Below are 16,624 nucleotides of genomic sequence, written 5' to 3' on the forward strand. Positions count from 1 at the left end.
GTTGCGTGCGGCCTAGGCCCATCCACTACTCGGGCGAGCATGGTTCGAAACGACGGCCCCCAGCATCTGCTACACATTCCCAGAATTCTGTCGCCGCCTTTCCTACCCTGCCCCCCATTATAAGATTCCAGCGCTTTTGTGCCTCAGCCGATGGAGCCTTACCGCCAGCCCTCCAGTTGACAAAATCGGTAGGGTTTACGGCATAGGCAACTGCGGCCTCCATGTCGGTCATCCTGCGTGTTCCATATTCCCCTCCACCCTTGTAGTAGCGCATTGGTGTAGTCTCGATCAAGTGCCGCATGTAAGCAGCCGATAGCCGAATGGCCATATTAGTGTCATGATTGAGCATACGCCCAATTCCTTCATTTGTGACCTTCTCCCCACCCATCTGCTCGTACTTGTCGGGATAATACTTTTTAAGCATTTGCCTGGCGGTCGCTATTTGCATCTGGCCTATACCAAGAGATGTCCAATCCGTCCACCCCTTGGCCGAACCGATACGATCACCAGCCCAGCCCCCCTTCGGCTCGAACGTGATCGTCTCGTAGATGAGCATGGCCGCAAATGCCCTTTTATCCAAATGATGTTCTTGCGCCGCAGCTGCAATGGCCTTTTGGTGCTTCACCAAAATTTTATATTGGCTGTAGTATTTATAGAGAGAGTCCGGGCTTCCATCTTTCGCATCCTTGAGCAGAGCGTAAGAACCCGATCCTAGCTTGCCGCGGACCTGCTGCATCTTTCTCCACTCGCCCAGCCTTGCATCATTTGGATTTTTCTCGGCTGCCCTCTCCATTTTGGCGAAGCTTTCCAGCCCGCCAGCCGACACCCAGCTGAACGCCAGCTGCGCATCGGTCATTGTCGGCGACCAGTTTTCCATGTATTCGTTCTGTACCTTTTCGCTGGCGAACCAGAAGTTGGGCTGGTCGACGGGCCGGCCGTTGGGCATGACCTTCATGCCCAGCCTCTTGATCTCGTCGTCGCCGAGCCAGAATTTCTTTTCTTTCTCCAGCTCGATCATCCGGGCCCACTCCGGGTCCACGATTACGCTGCCGCAGCCCCAGGTCATGCAGGCGATGGCTCCGCCACCCTCTTCTCGGCCGCAGCTGCCGATGCACTGTCCGCCCCCTGACGATCCGGAGCTGTTGTAGCTGCCGGCGGGGATGGTGGTGTAGCCGCTCGATCCGGAGTCGCCGTATCCGGTCCCACCGAGCGATCCGTTGTCGATGGTGTAGTGGCCGGTGGGGTCGGTGCCGGTGAGGGGTGAGGCGTTGGCGTAGGTGTAGCGGTTGGCCTGCACCGATGGGCTGGGGTTGAGGGTGGCGGTGTCGCGGCTGGTGAAGGTGCCGGTGCCGGGCTGGTACCAGCGGGCGTGCATATTCACCTTGCCGGTGTCCGGGTCGGTGTACTCGCCCTGGAAACCGAGCCGGTTCTTGGTGCCGGTCTGGGCGGTGACGGTGCCGAAGGGGTCGTAGGCGGTGGAGGTCTGCAGGGTGGTGGTGTAGGTGGCTACCAGGTCGCCGTGCAGGTCGCTCAGTGCGGCCACCGCTGCGCCGGCGCCCTCCTTCAGACCGAGCAGGCCGCCGCCGAGGTCCCGGGCGTACTTAGCCTGGACGGTGCCGCCGCTGTCGGTGATGGCAGCCAGGCCGTTACCGAGCCCGCTGTAGGCAAAGGTGTGCTTGGCGGTGCCGCGGATGCGGCTGGTCATCCGGTCGAGGGCGTCGTAGCTGTAGAGGCTGTCGCCGTCGGCGATGAGCCGGTCAAAGGCGTCGAAGGTGTATTGGGTGGTGGCGCCTGCCTTGGTGCTGGTGGCCAGGGTGCCGCGCGGGGTGTAGGTGTAGTCGGTGCCATCGCCGTTAGTCAGGCGATTGCGTTCGTCGTAGGTGAAGGTCGCGTTGCCAGCCTTGGTGCGGTTGCCAGCGGCGTCCCACTCGTAGGTGGTCACCGCGCCGCCCGGGGCGGTCCAGGAGGTAAGCCGGCCAGCATGGTCGTAAGTGTAGGTGTTGGCGCCTGCTCCTGCGGTGCCCATGGTGGTCTTGGTGGTGAGATTGTCGTCCTTGTCCCACCCGTAGGCGATCTTGGCGAGTTGGGTGCCGGAGCCATTTGTCAGCGTCTGACTCTCCACTCGGTCCAGGTCGTCATAGCCGATTCTCTGGGTGCTGACCGTGCCGCTGGTGGCGGTGATGGTCTGCAGGCGGCTGGCCGCGTCGTAGCCGTAGGTGAGAGTGCGGCTGGTGACCGGGTCGGTGGCCGTCTTGAGCCGGTTGGCGCTGTCGTAGGTGAAGGTGGCGGTACCGGCTGCGTCGATGCGCTGCGTGGGGGTGGAGAGCCCACCGTAGGTGTAGACGGTCTCCTGAACGGTACCGCGCGAGACCTTCAGCGGCAGGCCGCGGTCGTTGTAGTCCACCGTCAGGTCACCGGCGGCAGTCATGCGGCTGGCCAGGTCGTAGCCGTAGGTGCGCTCGGCGGTGGTGGCGCCGCCTCCCGCGCCGCTCTCCTTGGTGAGCCGGCCCAGATCGTCGTAGGTGCGGTCGATGCGTACCCCGCCCGGCTGAACGGTGGCCTTCGGATTTCCTGCCGCGTCGTAGACGTGGGTCCAGGTGCGGTCGGCCGCGTCCGGATGCGCCGTGGTGGACGGCTCGGTCACCGTCTCGGCCAGGCCGAGACTGTTGTAGCTGGTCCAGGTGGCGTTGCCGCGGCCATCGGTGAGGCGGGTACGGGCGCCGGTGGCGTCGTAGCCGAAGCTGGTGGTGATCGACTCGCCGGCCGAGACTGGCTCGATGAGCGAGCTGAGCCGGTTCAGCGCGTCGAAGGTCTGCCGGGTGACATGGCCCTCGGGGGAGGTGGCGCTGGTCTGGTTGCCCGCGGCGTCGTAGCCCATGCTCTGCGTGCGCTGCACCGTGACGACATTCTGTTTGGTCTCGTCCCGGCCCAGGTTCGTGACCTTGGTCTTCCGGCCTGCCAGGTCATATTCGGCTTCGCTGGCGTTGCCGTTCGCATCGGTGGTCTTGACCAGGCGCCCGGCCAGGTCGTACTCCATGGTGGTCGTGCCGCCCGGGTCGGCCATTTCGGTGATTTCACCGGCTGCATTGACCTTGAAAGTGGTGGTCTTGGTGCTCGTGCCCTGGCCGGGAACGACCTGCTTGATCAGCCGGCCGGCGTCGTCGTACTCCATTGTGGTGGTGTAGGTGGCGCTGGCGGGCTTGCGCTCGATCTGGGTAACGGTGATCTGCCGGCCCAGGTCGTCGTAGCCGGCGGTGGTACGCGCGCCGGTCGGATCGGCCGTGGCGAGTTTCGCGCCGGCCATGTCGTACTCGGTCACCCATGTGCCGGGGGTCTGGCCGTCGGCGGGGGCGGGGTCGGTGACGCGGACCTGCCGGCCGAGCTGGTCGTAGTCGTAGGTGGTGACGTTGCCGAGCGGGTCGGTGCTGCTAATCAGCTGTCCGGCCTTGTCATAGGCGTGCTCGACGGTCGAGGTGATCGCGCTGCCGCCGGGCGGTGTGTAGGCGGGGGCGGTGGTGCTGGTCAGCCGGTCGGCCTTGTCGAAGGCCGCGGTGACCGTGCGGCCTTCGGCATCGCGCCGGTGGGTCTGGTTGCCCACGGTGTCGTAGCCAATCAGCGCCGTGGGGCGGGCCGGGGCGGCGCTCCCGTTCTTGTCCACCTGCACCTGCGGCGCCTTGCTCTCCACCAGCCGGTCCAGGATGTCGTAGCGGATCGTGGTGGTGAAGTCGGCGGCGTTGGCACCGTCTGCGTTGCCGCGCGGGTCGGTGGTGGCGACGGGCAGGCCGCGATCGTCGTACTCGGTGGTGGAGACGATGTCCTGGGCACCGTTTTCGATGGTCTGCCGGGTCTGCTGGTTCAGCTTGTTGTAGGCGTAGCTGGTCGTCTCGACGCGGTCGCTCTCGGCGGCCCTGCGGGTGGCCTTGGTGACGTTGCCGTTGGCGTCATAGCCGAACTCAGTCACGCGCTCGAGCCCCTTCGGGTTCTGGGCCGAGCGGGGGTCCAGCACCTGCGTCACCAATCGGCTGGCTTGGTCGTATACGAAGGTCGTGACGATGTCCTGGCCGTTCGCCTGCTTACCGCCCACCTGGGTGATCAGGTTGCCGGCCGCGTCGTACTCCTCTGCCTTAACCTGCACATCCCGCGGCGTGGCGGCGGGGTCGTTCAGCCTGGCCTTGACGGCGATCTGTTCCTTGAGCCGGTTATCCATCCAATAGGTGTTCTTGGACGTGCGACCCATCACATCCTTGATGGTGTCCAGCCGCCCGCCCGCGTCGTAAGCGCGGGTCTCCAGCAGTACGTCCGTGGCCGGCTGCGGGTTGACCGGGCTACCGGTCCAGCTCTTCAGCGTGCTGGTGTACAGCTCACCCCGCACGGTGTAGGCTTGCTCAATGACCGTGCCGCGCGCGTCGGTGGTGCGGACGACCTGGCCGCGGTGGTTCCACTCCTGCCGGGCGATCCCACCCTCCGGGCCGGTGACCGAGTCCTGACGACCGTGCGAATCATAGGTGTAGGTCGTCACGCGGTCCGGCTCGCCGCCGGTCAGGTCGGCGATCGTCTGAGTCAGCGGGTTACCGTCAGGATCGTAAGTGGTGCGGGTCTGCCCCGTGTGGGTGACGTTAGAGATCTCGTTCTTCACGCCCGGAGCGGTGCTGGTGGTCAGGCGGTTCCAGCCGTCGTAGGCGAAGGTGGTCTTCGCCCCGCTCGGCACCGCCTGCGAAATTCGCGTGCTGGCGATCATCCGGCCCAGCACATCGTAGTCCAGCTTCGTGACCAGGCCTTCGGGGCCGGTCTGCTCGGCCAGGTCACCGGCCGCGGTGTAGCGGTACTGCCAGGTGTTGCCGCGGGCGTCGGTCTTGCTCTTCGTCAGACCGGCCGGGGTGGTGCCCCCGCCCTCCGCCGGTTCGCTGCCGTCGGTGTAGGCGATGCTCTCCGAGCGGCCCTGCGGGAAATCGTCCGTCGCCGGAGTGGTCACCTTGGTCTGCTCACCGAAGCTGTTGTACTCCGTCGTGGTCGCGTGGGTGGGGTCAGTGTCGCTGGCCGACCGGCCGTCCCGGTAGGCGATCACCTGGTCGTTGCGCGGGTCGAACGGGTCGTTCTGGTTGAGGTAGTAGGTCCAGTATTCGATCGCGCACTCGTTTGGTGCCCGGCAGTACTTCCGGCCCAGGGTGTTGCCCCGCTTGTCCTGGTAGATGTCATTGGCGATGTCGTTGCGGTCGATCACCTTGGTCAGGAAGCCCGCCTGGTCGTATTCGTACCAGGTGGTGAAGTTACGCTGGTCGGTCTCGCCGCGGATGCGGTACCCGCGCCAGGCGTCATACAGATAGACCAGCGGTTTGTTGTCCGGGTCGGTCACCGTCACCTGCGCTTCGCCGGACTGCTGCTCGATCCCGACCGTGCCGATCTTCCAGGTGCCGCCGTCAGCGTCGGTGTGGGTGGCGATGCGGTCGGTCTTGTCGTCGTAGGTGTTGACCGCGTGCACCCGGCCGGACGGCAGCGTCACCTTGGTCAGCTTGTGCGAGGCGCCGGTACGGGCGGCGTAGTGCCGCTGCACCTCGAGCGCGGTCAGTGGACGGTCGTAGACGGCCACCTCGTCCACCAGGCCGGCCAGGCCGCCGATCGTGGTGACGTACCGGTTCTCGGTGCCGGTGATGGTCTGGGTGAGTGTGCCGACGACCGTGCCGTCCACGTAGAGGGTTTGCAGGTTGTCGGCGACGGTGAGCACTGCGTGGTGCCAGTTGCCGTCGTTGACCGGTGCCGCGGACGTGATCGGGCTGGCGGTCGGCTGGTAGGAACTGCGCAGCTTGCCGTCGGCTCCGACCCCGAACACCTCTTCCTTGGTGGCGCCAGGGGCGGTGCGCAGCGACATGACAGTGCCGGCGGAGCTGGAGCTGGTCTTGAACCAGGCTTCCATGGTCGCATATTTGCCGATCTTGGGCACGATCCCGTCCTTGGGCCGCACCCCGGTGCTGGTGGTCAGCTCGACCGCGCCGTCCGTCGTGCCGCCAAGCGCGCCCGGCTGGGCGCGCTTGGCGGTGCTGTCGTAGGTGGCATCTCCCGCGCCCCAGCCCAGGTCGATCGCGTTGCCGGTGGCCTCGCCGAGCCGCCAGTAGCCGAACGGATCCGAATCCAGCACACTGCTGCGATACAGCGACCCGCCCCCGTACTCGTACGTGGTGCAGTTCGGTGCCGCCACCGGCGCGCACACCTGCGTCAACCGGCCCTGATCGTAGCCGTAGGTCCAGGTCAGCGCCTTGCCATCGACCGGGTCGCTGGACACCGTCGCGACCTGGTTGCCCTGCCAGGTGAACGTCACCGACCGGCCCCCGACCCCGGTCACCTTCGACAGCTTCCCGCCCGTGTCGTAGGTCAGCTCACTGCTGCGTCCCCGCTGGTCGGTCATCTTCGTCAGCCGCCCGGCGGCATCAAACAGGAAGATGGCGTTGGTCTTGTCCCTCAGCCGCCAAGCGCCGCCGCTCTCCTGGACCAGCGTCGCGTACATGCCGGGCGGTGGCTGGAACGTCCCGTCCCCGTTCGACGCGAACCGCACCTGCCGCCCATCCGGATAGGTGACCAGCGCCGAGGTGGAGGCGCCGCGCACCTCCTTGACGACCTTCATGTCCCAGCGCGTGGACCAGCCCGCCCCGAACATGCCGTCCGTGCGCGGGTCCATGCTGTTGTAGGTGCGCACCATGGACAGCGGCGGGCCTACCGTCGCCACCTGCAGATCCGTTGAGGTGGTGGTGTAGTTACCGGTCTGCTGGTTGAACTCCCGCCCCTCCACCCCGGAGGAGGACAACTGCGAGGTCACCGTCGGCTGGCGTACCCCGGTGAGGAACGTCAGCTTCGGCGAGGTGGTGGTGGAGTTGTCGTAGGAGTCCCTGATCGTGACCGTCCACCAGTACTGCTTGCCCCAGGCCAGCTTCCCGGCCGCCGGAACGCTCCAACTGTTGGCGTTACCCGCCACATACGTGCCAGAGCCCGTGCAGCCGGTCGTCATGGCCTCGTTGTCGCACAGCTTGAACAAATACGACAGCTTCGAGGTGCTGGAGTTGTTACTCAGCCCCCACGCGCGCAAGGCGGGCGTGAGCGAATCAACCAGGTGCCCCTGCGCCGGATACCAATTCGTCAGGGTCGGCACGGCCATGATCGCCTGATCGGCTGCCTCGGCCCGCAACGTCCCTGCCGGCAACCCGGAATCCTCAGATGAGGTGTCCGCCGCATCCACCGTCCGGTCTTCCAGCGGCACCGCTCCCTTGGGCCGCGTCACTTCCGAGCGCCACCCATTCGACGGGTTTGCCGCGGCCGGAACCTCGGTCGCGGGCACCAACGGCGGCAGTGTCGTTGCCGACCCCATCATCTGCTGCGGCACCGCGGGCAAGGCACCAAAGTCAGCCACCGCGCCCACCGTGGGGACAGCCGCGGCCGGCGACGCCTGCAGCACAAGCAGACCCGGTGTTAACCCGGCAAGCGTAAGGATCATCCCTGCCGAACGACGCCATGACGAAACCCGGCGCATGCGCTATCACACTCCGAACCACAACGAAGGACACCAAAAAGGCACCAACCGTCGCTCTCCGCCACGGCCCTTCGGGTCGCGCGGCTCGGAGCTGATCGCGTTCCGACGATCAACGTAAGAAAATCAGACCAATCCGACAAGACGTGCGATCATCACAAAACGGATAACAGCCCTAACTGGTGCGTGACACTCCGTAAGGTGCGTCCTTGCACTATCCGGGAGTGCCGCCAAGCTCCGCGACATCCTTGGACGCCTGGCTACGACCCAGCAACACCAGCCAGCCGAACACTCGAATCAAGGTCAGATACAGCAGACGAACCAGCACAGGCAGGGATCTTGCTCACACGACGTCTGGAGGTCAAAGCCGCAGATCAGGCAGCACGCGATGAGTTATGAAGCGGTACAGGGTATCGACCCCGTCAAACCACAGGTCAGAGCCGTCGTGGTTGCATTTTTGACGCGGTACAAGGTCCTGGAAAAGGTGGGCGCGCTGGCCCGGCTGTGGCAACCCCTCCTGCTGGAAGCCGACACCACCTTCGCGCCGGTGCTGGCCGACCGCCAATCCCACCGCGTCGCCTTCAAAGTTCCCGCGGCCAGCAGGTTGAGCACGCGTGCTGCTGGTGAATGACCTGTTCCGTGTCCGGCACTCACGTGCAAAGCGCCGCATCTGCACTATTCGAGAACGGAGCGGCGACAGTGGTGGCACTCGTGATCGCCCGGCTCATCACCCCGCAGCCACCGATCCCTACAGCGCCAGCATCTGGAAGGTGAACCGCTCCGGGATCGGTGGAGACTCTATGGGTTGACTCCAGCCGCCGGTTGGGGCTGGTGTTGAGCGTAGTAGACGGCTTCGTGTTCGGCGGGTGGGACGTTGCCGATCGCGGTGTGGAGTCGCTGGTGGTTGAACCAGTCGACCCATTCGGCGGTGGCCAGTTCGACGTCGGCCAGGCCTTTCCAAGACCGTCGGGGTTTGATCAGTTCGGTCTTGAACAGGCCGATCTGCGATTCCATCAAGGCGTTATCCAGGGCGTCGCCGACGCTGCCGACCGAGGCGTCGATCCCGGCCTGGAGCAGATGGGCGGTGAAGGCGAAACAGGTGTATTGACTGCCCGCATCCGAGTGATGAATCAGGCCGGGCCCGGGCGGGGTGCAGGTCCGCTCGCGTTGCCATAGCGCCATGTCGAGGGCATCCAGGACGAGTTTGGCCCGTTTGGTGGTGGCCGCCGACCAGCCGACAATCGCGCGGGAGTACACATCCACCACGAACGCGACGTAGACCACGCCGGCCCAGGTCATCACGTAGGTGAAGTCAGCCACCCACCGCTGGTTGGGGCGGGATGCCGTGAAGTCGCGGTTCAGCAGGTCACCGGCGCGTTCGTGGCCATCATCGCGCATGGTGGTTCGCACCTTCTTGCCGCGCCTGGCACCTTCCAGCCCCAGCTCGCCCATCAGCCGGGCGACCGTACACCGCGCCACGACGACTCCTTCGCGCCCCAGTTGCCGCCAGACCTTGCGCACTCCATAGACGCCGTAGTTGTCCGTGTGCACCCTGCTGATGTGCCGCTTGAGCTCGGCGTCCCGTACGGCGCGCCGGCTGGGCGCACGGTGCTTGGCCGCGTAGTATGTGCTCGTTGCGATCTTCAACCCGTGTGCGCTCAGCACACGGCAGATCGGCTCGACCCCGAGCACTTGCCGATGCGCGTCGATGAACGCTACAAGCGCTTGTGCGGCCGGTCGAGCTCGGCCGCGAAGAAAACCGACGCTGCCTTGAGGATCTCATTGGCCCGCCGCAGCTCGGCGTTCTCGGCCCGTAGCCGCTTGATCTCCTCCGCCTCGGCCGTCGTGGTCCCGGGTCGCTGCCCTGCGTCGATCTCCGCCCTGCGCACCCAGCTGCGCACCGTCTCCGCCGTTCCTATGCCCAGCTTCGCTGCGACCGCCTTCATCGCGGCCCACTCGGTCGGGTAGTTCGGCCGGATCTCCGCGACCATACGGACCGCACGCTCACGAAGCTCGGGAGGGTAAGGGGACGGACGTGCCATGACTCGATCCTCTCAAGGAATCGAGCCTCCATCAGACCCGGAGCGGTTCAAGGTGCTCATCGCAGCACCATGGAGGGCAGGGGGTGCGCCGGGTACCGAGGATGGTGTTGATCGCCTCGCGTAACGCCTGGACCAACGAAGTCAACCATGCTCCGTTTCCTGAGCTCAGAGACCTCGGCAGCGCCGAAAAGACCGGCAGGCCCAGTACCACCGACATGCCTGATTGGGTGCAGTCCCACTCGGCACGCTCCAGAACATCGACCAGCAACGCAGCGGCTTTGAGTGTGAGACGCGTGGGTTCACGACCTGAATGGACGCTGATGTAGATGGTCGGTTCGAGGCAGAGATCGCGTCCTGCACGTTCATGCTGAACGACAGCGATTTGGATGGAAGAGACACCGGCGATGAGGTTGGCGATGAGTCTGGTATGAGAGACGCCTCCCGCAGGAGACTCGGCATGGCTCAGGCACCACGGTGGGCATGAACTATCGCCTAACTGGACATCACGGCATTCCGTTTCGTTCCGATATCTGGCTTGCGCGGTTGCCGGCACTACAGCGATCGTCATCGCCGCCCTCCTCCTCGATTACGTTGAGTGAATTTAATAGCACAGTGAGTTGATCCATAGGGGGGATTCGCCACACACGCCGCAAGCAATCTCGAGCATGGATCTTTGACTTGAAGATGGCACGGTGGCGGCTATGAGAGCGGTTCTGATCCATTCGCTGCAACGCCGGCCATCTAGCATCACCAGTACTAGGGTGATTTCGGCGCAGGTAGCGACAAGAGTCGCGATTCATCGCGCTCGACCAGGCCTCGATGTACCCCGAAAGGCTCGAATCCCTGACCATCGTCCTGTACGACTTCGAGGTCACGCATGCCGATGTGGTGGACTCCATCTTAGAGAGCGACCCTGCAGGAGCGGCCATGGCTGCCTAATCAGCTGACCTCGACGCTGCCCCGTCTCATGGCGGCGAGCGGCTATGGGCGTCGACGACCCCGGTAGCGGCTGACTCTTAAGCGCATATTCGGGCATCGCCTGCTCGGCCCGTACTCCCGATCACGTGTTCGCGCGTCCTACGGTATAGCGGCGACGCAAGATACCGAAAGGAGATCGCAATAATGGAGAACCCGAAGGACACGAATGATGCTCTCGTTACTGAAGCAGTCCAACGTGCCGGGCAAATGTTCGACAAGCTGAACAGCGAAGAACGGCGATCACTCTTCCTCAATCTGTACGAGGCGATTGCTCGATATTCCAGCACAGGCGACATTGACCACCTGAGGAAACTCGCTGAGAGTGTTGAGGTGACGGTTCACCTCCGCTCCCAGCCCGAGATCCAGCAGGCGCTACGGAACGCGCCAACCGCGCCGGTCAAGCACGGGGAGGAGGTGGACGTCGACGACGTGCTCAAGATGCTGCGGGAGTAACAATGGCGAGGTTGTCGCTCACGCCCCAAAGTGCACAAAGGGTCGCGGAATGGAAGGCCAAGGCTAAACCGGAGGATATCGAACTGGTCGCACGAGTCCTCGAATGGGCCAGCGAGGGGCTAAATGGCATCAAGTTCTACTGCACCAAGGACGATGTGGATAAGTCCATCACATTCGTCCAGCCGCGAGACCATCTCTACGTCCTCATCCGCATGTGGCCCCTTGATCTGCCCGACTATCCGAACCAGTTCGAGGTCCTCAACATCTTCGAGGACCCCAGCAAGCCAGATTATGCCCCGGACTGACTCGCTCAATGGAATACATCGAAGGGCGATGGATTTGGGTGTCGCTACCGCAGGCGACGTTCGCAGTTGTGACCCGCGACGGCCTGGTTGTAGATGCGGCACCTATCGCTCAATGGCTGGTCGGTAAGCGAGAGCGCGAGGTTGCCGCCTATCTGCGCAACAAGGGCGCTGTGTTCAAGCCACTGGACCCGCCGACGGCTTAGCTTGTAACGATGCGCCTGTCTTCTCCACGTGTGACGCTTGTTAGCGGCGCTGAGCAAGCTGGCGAGGCGAAGGCCCGGAACGCTCCAGCCATGCCCTTGCGCGTTCCGCACCGGCTTACCATCATCGGTATGGGCGCCGAGGAGGAAGCGCTTCGCGAGCGGGCCCGCTCCCTCGGCATCCAGGACCGGGTGGCGTTTGTGCCGTTCCTGCCCCGTCAGGAACTGTGGCAGCGCCTACCCAAGCTCGATGCCCTTGTTTTCACGACCTCGGGCTCGGAGGCGTTGGGCCTGGTGGCCGTCGAGGCGCAGGCCCACGGCCTCCCCCTCGTCTACTCCAACGTTGCGGGGATGGCGGAGACCCTGGGCCAAGCCGGTATCCCGTTCACGGCAGGTGACCCAGCGAGCCTGGCATCCGCGCTCGATCAGCTGACCCGCGACGTACACCGACGCAAGTACCTGATCCGCGCTGGGCTGGTCAACTCCCTCTTGTACGACATGACCCACACCGCCAGGCAGGTGGCCAACCTGACCACCAAGATCGTCTCCGCTGCCCCCGCCTAATCCACCTATGGCATCGAAAGACTCATCCACCAGATCAAGACCAGCGGCCGCCGCACCGACGTGGACGCCTGCTTCGGATATCAACGAGGCTGGCCTCGCGATGGCGGCCTTCCTCGCATCCGCTCAATTCGGCCGATGCCCCATCGGCAATTTCAAATGCAACAAGAGCCGCGATTTCATCGCGCTCGACGCAGCCTCCATGTACCTCGAACTGCCCGAATCCCGACCATTGTCTTGTGTGACTTCGAGGTCAAGCATGCCGACGAACACCGGGCATCGAGATACACCGTTAACCGGACACAGCCTACGGTCGTGATGGCTCAATCCAATCGCGGCCTGAAGTCCGAGGAGTTCGCCCGCCAGATGGCGGTGATCAAACCGTTGATGAACTGGGATCCAGCCAGGCGTCCTAGCATGCTCGGCTGCGCGTCTCTCAGGCGAGCTCGTCAGCAACCTCATAAAAAACCCTGCCGGACGCCGCACGCGTGTATGGCACCGCCGCCACAGTACAGGTCGTGCCGACGGAAGCGGCGGAGCAAGGCCAGCGCCCCAGCCAGGTCCTGCGGTCACCTCGTCGTTAATCGATGGGGCATTTGGCCTCTGATCATGCCGCTGCGCGCGACCGCTAGATGGCGTTTCGATCAGGGCGGGTCCCCGGAAGGGTCCAGCAGCCAGTCCACACAACAAATGATCACCCTAAGTCAATTTATTGTCACTCTAGGCGTCTACTCTTCCCGGGTATGAGCCTGACGCAGGGGTTGGCCTCACCCCGCACGCCGCTACGCCGGTTCCTTGACCGAGAGCTGTCGGCGGGCGTTCGCCGGCTTCGCGCGAGCTATCTGGCGCAGCTGCCGACCATGCCCTTGATCTTGCCGGGCCCGGGCGTCGGCTATGAGGCGGGCACCGTGGGGACCGCGATCGATCAGCGTCTGCGCTTCGCGTTCACGCAAGTCGCGGGCATCGATGCCGCCACCGTCATGGGTGTGGACAACCTGCGTGCCACCACACTGGCCGTCAGCGAGCATGCGGCGTGGGAGATGATGGAGAGGGTTGGCCATCAACTGCTGGAGCGGTTGCATGCGACGATCTTCGAACTGCAGCTCGACGACCGCGGACGTCCGCTGGCACGGACGGACGAGGAGGAGGAACACCTGGCCCGTCTGCTGCTCGGCGCCGCCTGGTACACCCTCAACTTCCGTAACCCCGCGGCCTTTCCGCTGACCCCCTTGTGTAAGGCGGCCTTTGCCGACCCCGGCGCCTTCACCTTGACCACGCTTCTGGCCCTCCCTCACCACGACCTCGTGAGCGACACCGTCGCGCAGGTTCGGGCCGCAGGAAGAGGGCCGCTCGGTCAGCTTCGCCACGGGACCGTACCGGAGATGTGCCTGCCGGGGCCCACCTTCGATGGCAGCGCCTACGTCGCCGCCGACGCCGACCTCATCGTGGACGGCCTACTGATCGACTTCAAGAGCACCCGTCGCACCGAACGCTTCCCCCTCCCGATGATTCTTCAGCTCCTCGGTTACACCTTGATGGACTTCACCGACCGGTATCGCATCGACCGGGTCGGTGTGTGCCTGACGCGGGCGGGAGCCCTCATCCACTGGCCGATCGAGGACTACCTCGCCCTGCTCGGCGCCCGCCGACGCGACCTCACCGAGCTGCGAGCCGCCTTTCATCAGCTGCTGACCTACACCGGTTGCCGGGCCGATGACGATCCGCTGCCTGAGGAACCGCCAGGCGTTGAGCAGTTGCTGGCCGACCTCTCTCCCCCCATCGGCCCTAGACGAGTAAGTCCTAAGTAGCTGCGGTACGGAGTGCGTACATAACGAAGGGTGTTGACGATCGGTTTGTGACAACAGACCTCAACACCCTTCTCACCGCACTGTACGTCAGCATCGACGACTGGCTCGGACATCAGCCACGACTGGGACGCAAGCCGAAACTCACCGACGCCGAACTGCTCACCCTGGCCGTCGCCCAGGTCCTGCTCGGCATCCACTCCGAGGCGCGCTGGCTGCGCTACGTCCCCAAGCACCTGCCCGGCGCCTTCCCCTACCTGCCCGGCCAGTCCGGCTACAACAAACGCCTGCACAAGGCCCTGCCGCTGCTCAAACGGGCCATCCGGGCGCTGGCATCCGACACCGACCTGTGGAGCGATGCGGTGTGGGTGGCCGACTCCACTCCGATCGAATGCGGCCGCTCCCGCCCCACCACCCAACGCTCGAACCTGGCCGGCTGGGCCGGCTACGGCTACTGCCGCTCCCACTCCCGCTACTTCTGGGGCCTGCGCCTGCACCTCATCTGCACCCCCGCCGGACTACCCATCACCTGGGCCCTGGCCACCCCCAACATCGACGAACGCCAGGTGTTGATGGCCATCTGCGAGCACGACCCGCACCTGCTCGCCGACCGGCCCGGCCTGCTCATCGTCGCTGACAAGGGCTACATCTCCGCCGAACTGGACACCTTCCTGGCCGAGCGCGGCGTGCGGCTGCTGCGCCCGTCCTACCGCAACCGCACCCCTCGCCCCGGCGAAGAGCTGCTCAAGCCGATCCGCCAGCTGATTGAGTCCGTCAACGACACGCTCAAGGGCCAGCTCGACCTGGAACTGCACGGCGGACGCACCGTCACCGGGGTCGGCGCCCGCATCGCCCAGCGCATCCTGGCCCTGACCGCCGCCATCTGGCACAACCGAGCCACCGGCCAGCCCATCACCCGATCCCTGATCGCCTACGACCACTGACCCGACTTAGGACTTACTCGTCTAGGTGTTGCCGGGTGTGTGCGCAACCGATGGCCCAGCCCATGCTCGGGCTGGGCCGGGCCCGCCTGTACTGCTCGGCCTTCTGCCGGGGACGCGCCCCGAGCCTGCGCTACCACGGCTGGCTCCCGTAACAAGTCACGTGGTGCCGGCGGCGTGAATGCCGGAGAGCGCTGCGTCGGGTGATCGAAGAAGATCAGCGGGCCCACGGTGAGGGCCACCCTTCCCTTGAGGGCAGCAACTACTGTGTTCGAATGACTTCGCCTCGCCCCGGCCTGGTGCCGGTGCATGTCGGCCATCACCGCCCCGGCGATGGACAAGACATCAGCCGGTCGTCCCGTCCTCGTTCTGCGTTGACCGAACCCGATGTCGATTGGGATAAGCACGGCCTGAGCCCCTGCTGGAACGGGATGGAGACCAACGCCTGTGCTGCCGCGTTGGAGCCCAGCCTCGTTCACGGCTCGAAGGAGGAGTTGGACCGCTTTCTCCGAGGCGCCCGTAACCGTAGTGAGATCGCTCTCGCCATCGTGACCTTGGGTAATGCCGACAAGGATGACCCCCGCTCGGTGATGCGGCCGAACACCACGTTCTTCCTGCCGGGCCTGGACAACATGATCGTTGCCCGCCCTCTGCCGAGCGGCAGCCGTCCGACTCTTGCCCCTGGCCTGGCTTCAACCGAAAAGGACCTTGGACTGCGGTTGTGCAATCGTCCTGATGACGCGCCGTGGTGGGCACTGAGCCTAGCCAAACCCGAGCCTGGCGTCGGTGGCCCCCGGCTCCAACGCGAGCCACAAGGCGAGCTCGTCCCGATCTTGCTGGATGGGCTCGGCGCCCCTGTCGCCGCTGTGTGGATTCCGGCCACGGGAGATCAGCGCTGGTACGTCATTCCCGACGCCACGGACTGGAATCAGGTGCTCGGGTGGCTGATGCACAGCGCCCTGCCGACGTACGTACCCGACGCGCTGCGCCGGGCCCGTTCTTCGCACTTTGCCGACCCCGCACTGCAGACGGCCGCCGAGAGCACGGCTCTCGCGGCCCTGTCTGCAGAGGTCCGGCGGCACGAAGACGAAATGGCTCGTCTGCAAGACACTCTGGATCAAGCCACAGAGGAGGCGAACGCCGTCCGCGAAGGACTACTGTACGGGACCGGCGAGGTGCTGGCGAAGGACGTCGATGCGGTGCTGAGGGCTGCCAGCTTCAAGACGATGGACCTCGATGCCGAGCTGGGCACCGTGTCGGCCGACCTGCTGGCGACGTTCGGGGAACACCGTGTACTCGTGGAGATCAAGTCCACTAGCGGCAGCGCCGGCGAGAACCTCGCCATGGCCCTCCAGCGGCACCTGAGCACCTGGCCCCAGCTCCGGCCGGACGAGCCAGTGTCGGACGGCGTGTTGATCGTCAACCACCAGCATCGCCTACACCCGTCTCTACGACCACCGCACGTCTACAGCCGACCGGAGTTCGTCGAATCCCTGAGCACACCGGTGATCAGTACCAGCGTTCTGTTCGACTGGTGGCGGGCATCCGACTGGGCCGCCATCCGGGACGCCATATTGGGCAGCGCGCCGCCTGTTGCCTTCCTCGATCCGGCCCAGCCGCCTCTGACCTCCTCACGGCCCAAGCGCCGACGTTGGCGCTTGTGGTCTCGCGATCGTGCCCCCAGTCCCGGCAAAACTACCGGCCAGTAGTCGAGGGCACGGTCGACCAGCGCGGCGATCTCCTCGTTTGAGGCGACTGGCAGGATCTGCCTTTCAAAAACGCGGAAAGCCGATGTCACAGTCCCTTGATGACGGCCCTTGAGTCGC

The 16,624-nt window shown here is 64.9% G+C and carries 11 protein-coding genes; 8 read left to right on the top strand and 3 right to left on the bottom strand.

Annotated features, from left to right (window positions below):
- Positions 1–25: 25 nt before the first annotated feature.
- Entirely contained in the window at positions 26–7,396 is a 7,371-nt protein-coding gene (locus HD596_RS03850) for an RHS repeat-associated core domain-containing protein (RefSeq protein ID WP_185067907.1), read from the bottom strand.
- Positions 7,397–7,901: 505 nt separating this feature from the next.
- Here HD596_RS03850 and HD596_RS03855 point away from each other — a divergent pair.
- Positions 7,902–8,144, top strand: coding sequence for a hypothetical protein (locus tag HD596_RS03855; RefSeq protein ID WP_185067908.1), 243 nt, complete (start codon positions 7,902–7,904; stop codon positions 8,142–8,144).
- Positions 8,145–8,311: 167 nt separating this feature from the next.
- Here HD596_RS03855 and HD596_RS03860 read toward each other — a convergent pair.
- Positions 8,312–9,555 (bottom strand): IS3 family transposase gene (locus tag HD596_RS03860; RefSeq protein WP_185067638.1). Its coding sequence is split into 2 segments (ribosomal slippage): positions 8,312–9,273 and positions 9,273–9,555, totalling 1,245 coding nucleotides; the frame shifts between segments, so codons are not numbered across the junction.
- A 31-nt stretch (positions 9,556–9,586) separates the two neighbouring features.
- Entirely contained in the window at positions 9,587–10,123 is a 537-nt protein-coding gene (locus tag HD596_RS03865) for a hypothetical protein (RefSeq protein WP_185067909.1), read from the bottom strand.
- A gap of 554 nt (positions 10,124–10,677) precedes the next feature.
- On the opposite strand from HD596_RS03865, the gene HD596_RS03870 reads away from it, so the two are divergent.
- From HD596_RS03870 to HD596_RS03900, 7 genes are all read left to right on the top strand, one after another.
- Positions 10,678–10,986: a hypothetical protein gene (locus tag HD596_RS03870; RefSeq protein ID WP_185067910.1), complete on the top strand. Its 309-nt coding sequence runs from the start codon at positions 10,678–10,680 to the stop codon at positions 10,984–10,986.
- A 2-nt stretch (positions 10,987–10,988) separates the two neighbouring features.
- Entirely contained in the window at positions 10,989–11,291 is a 303-nt protein-coding gene (locus HD596_RS03875) for a hypothetical protein (protein WP_185067911.1), read from the top strand.
- An 8-nt stretch (positions 11,292–11,299) separates the two neighbouring features.
- Positions 11,300–11,494 (top strand): hypothetical protein, encoded by a 195-nt coding sequence (locus HD596_RS03880; RefSeq protein WP_185067912.1) that lies wholly within the window; start codon positions 11,300–11,302, stop codon positions 11,492–11,494.
- A 9-nt stretch (positions 11,495–11,503) separates the two neighbouring features.
- Positions 11,504–12,055 carry a glycosyltransferase gene (locus HD596_RS03885; protein ID WP_185067913.1) on the top strand — a complete coding sequence of 184 codons (552 nt, stop codon included), beginning with the start codon at positions 11,504–11,506 and terminating at the stop codon, positions 12,053–12,055.
- Positions 12,056–12,795: 740 nt separating this feature from the next.
- Positions 12,796–13,860 (top strand): hypothetical protein, encoded by a 1,065-nt coding sequence (locus HD596_RS03890; RefSeq protein ID WP_185067914.1) that lies wholly within the window; start codon positions 12,796–12,798, stop codon positions 13,858–13,860.
- A gap of 47 nt (positions 13,861–13,907) precedes the next feature.
- Positions 13,908–14,801 carry an IS982 family transposase gene (locus HD596_RS03895; protein ID WP_185067915.1) on the top strand — a complete coding sequence of 298 codons (894 nt, stop codon included), beginning with the start codon at positions 13,908–13,910 and terminating at the stop codon, positions 14,799–14,801.
- 272 nt (positions 14,802–15,073) lie between these two features.
- Complete coding sequence (locus tag HD596_RS03900; RefSeq protein WP_185067916.1) at positions 15,074–16,507, top strand: hypothetical protein; 1,434 nt, start codon at positions 15,074–15,076, stop codon at positions 16,505–16,507.
- Positions 16,508–16,624 lie beyond the last annotated feature (117 nt).

This window comes from Nonomuraea jabiensis (assembly GCF_014204795.1).
Classification (GTDB): Bacteria; Actinomycetota; Actinomycetes; order Streptosporangiales; family Streptosporangiaceae; genus Nonomuraea; species Nonomuraea jabiensis.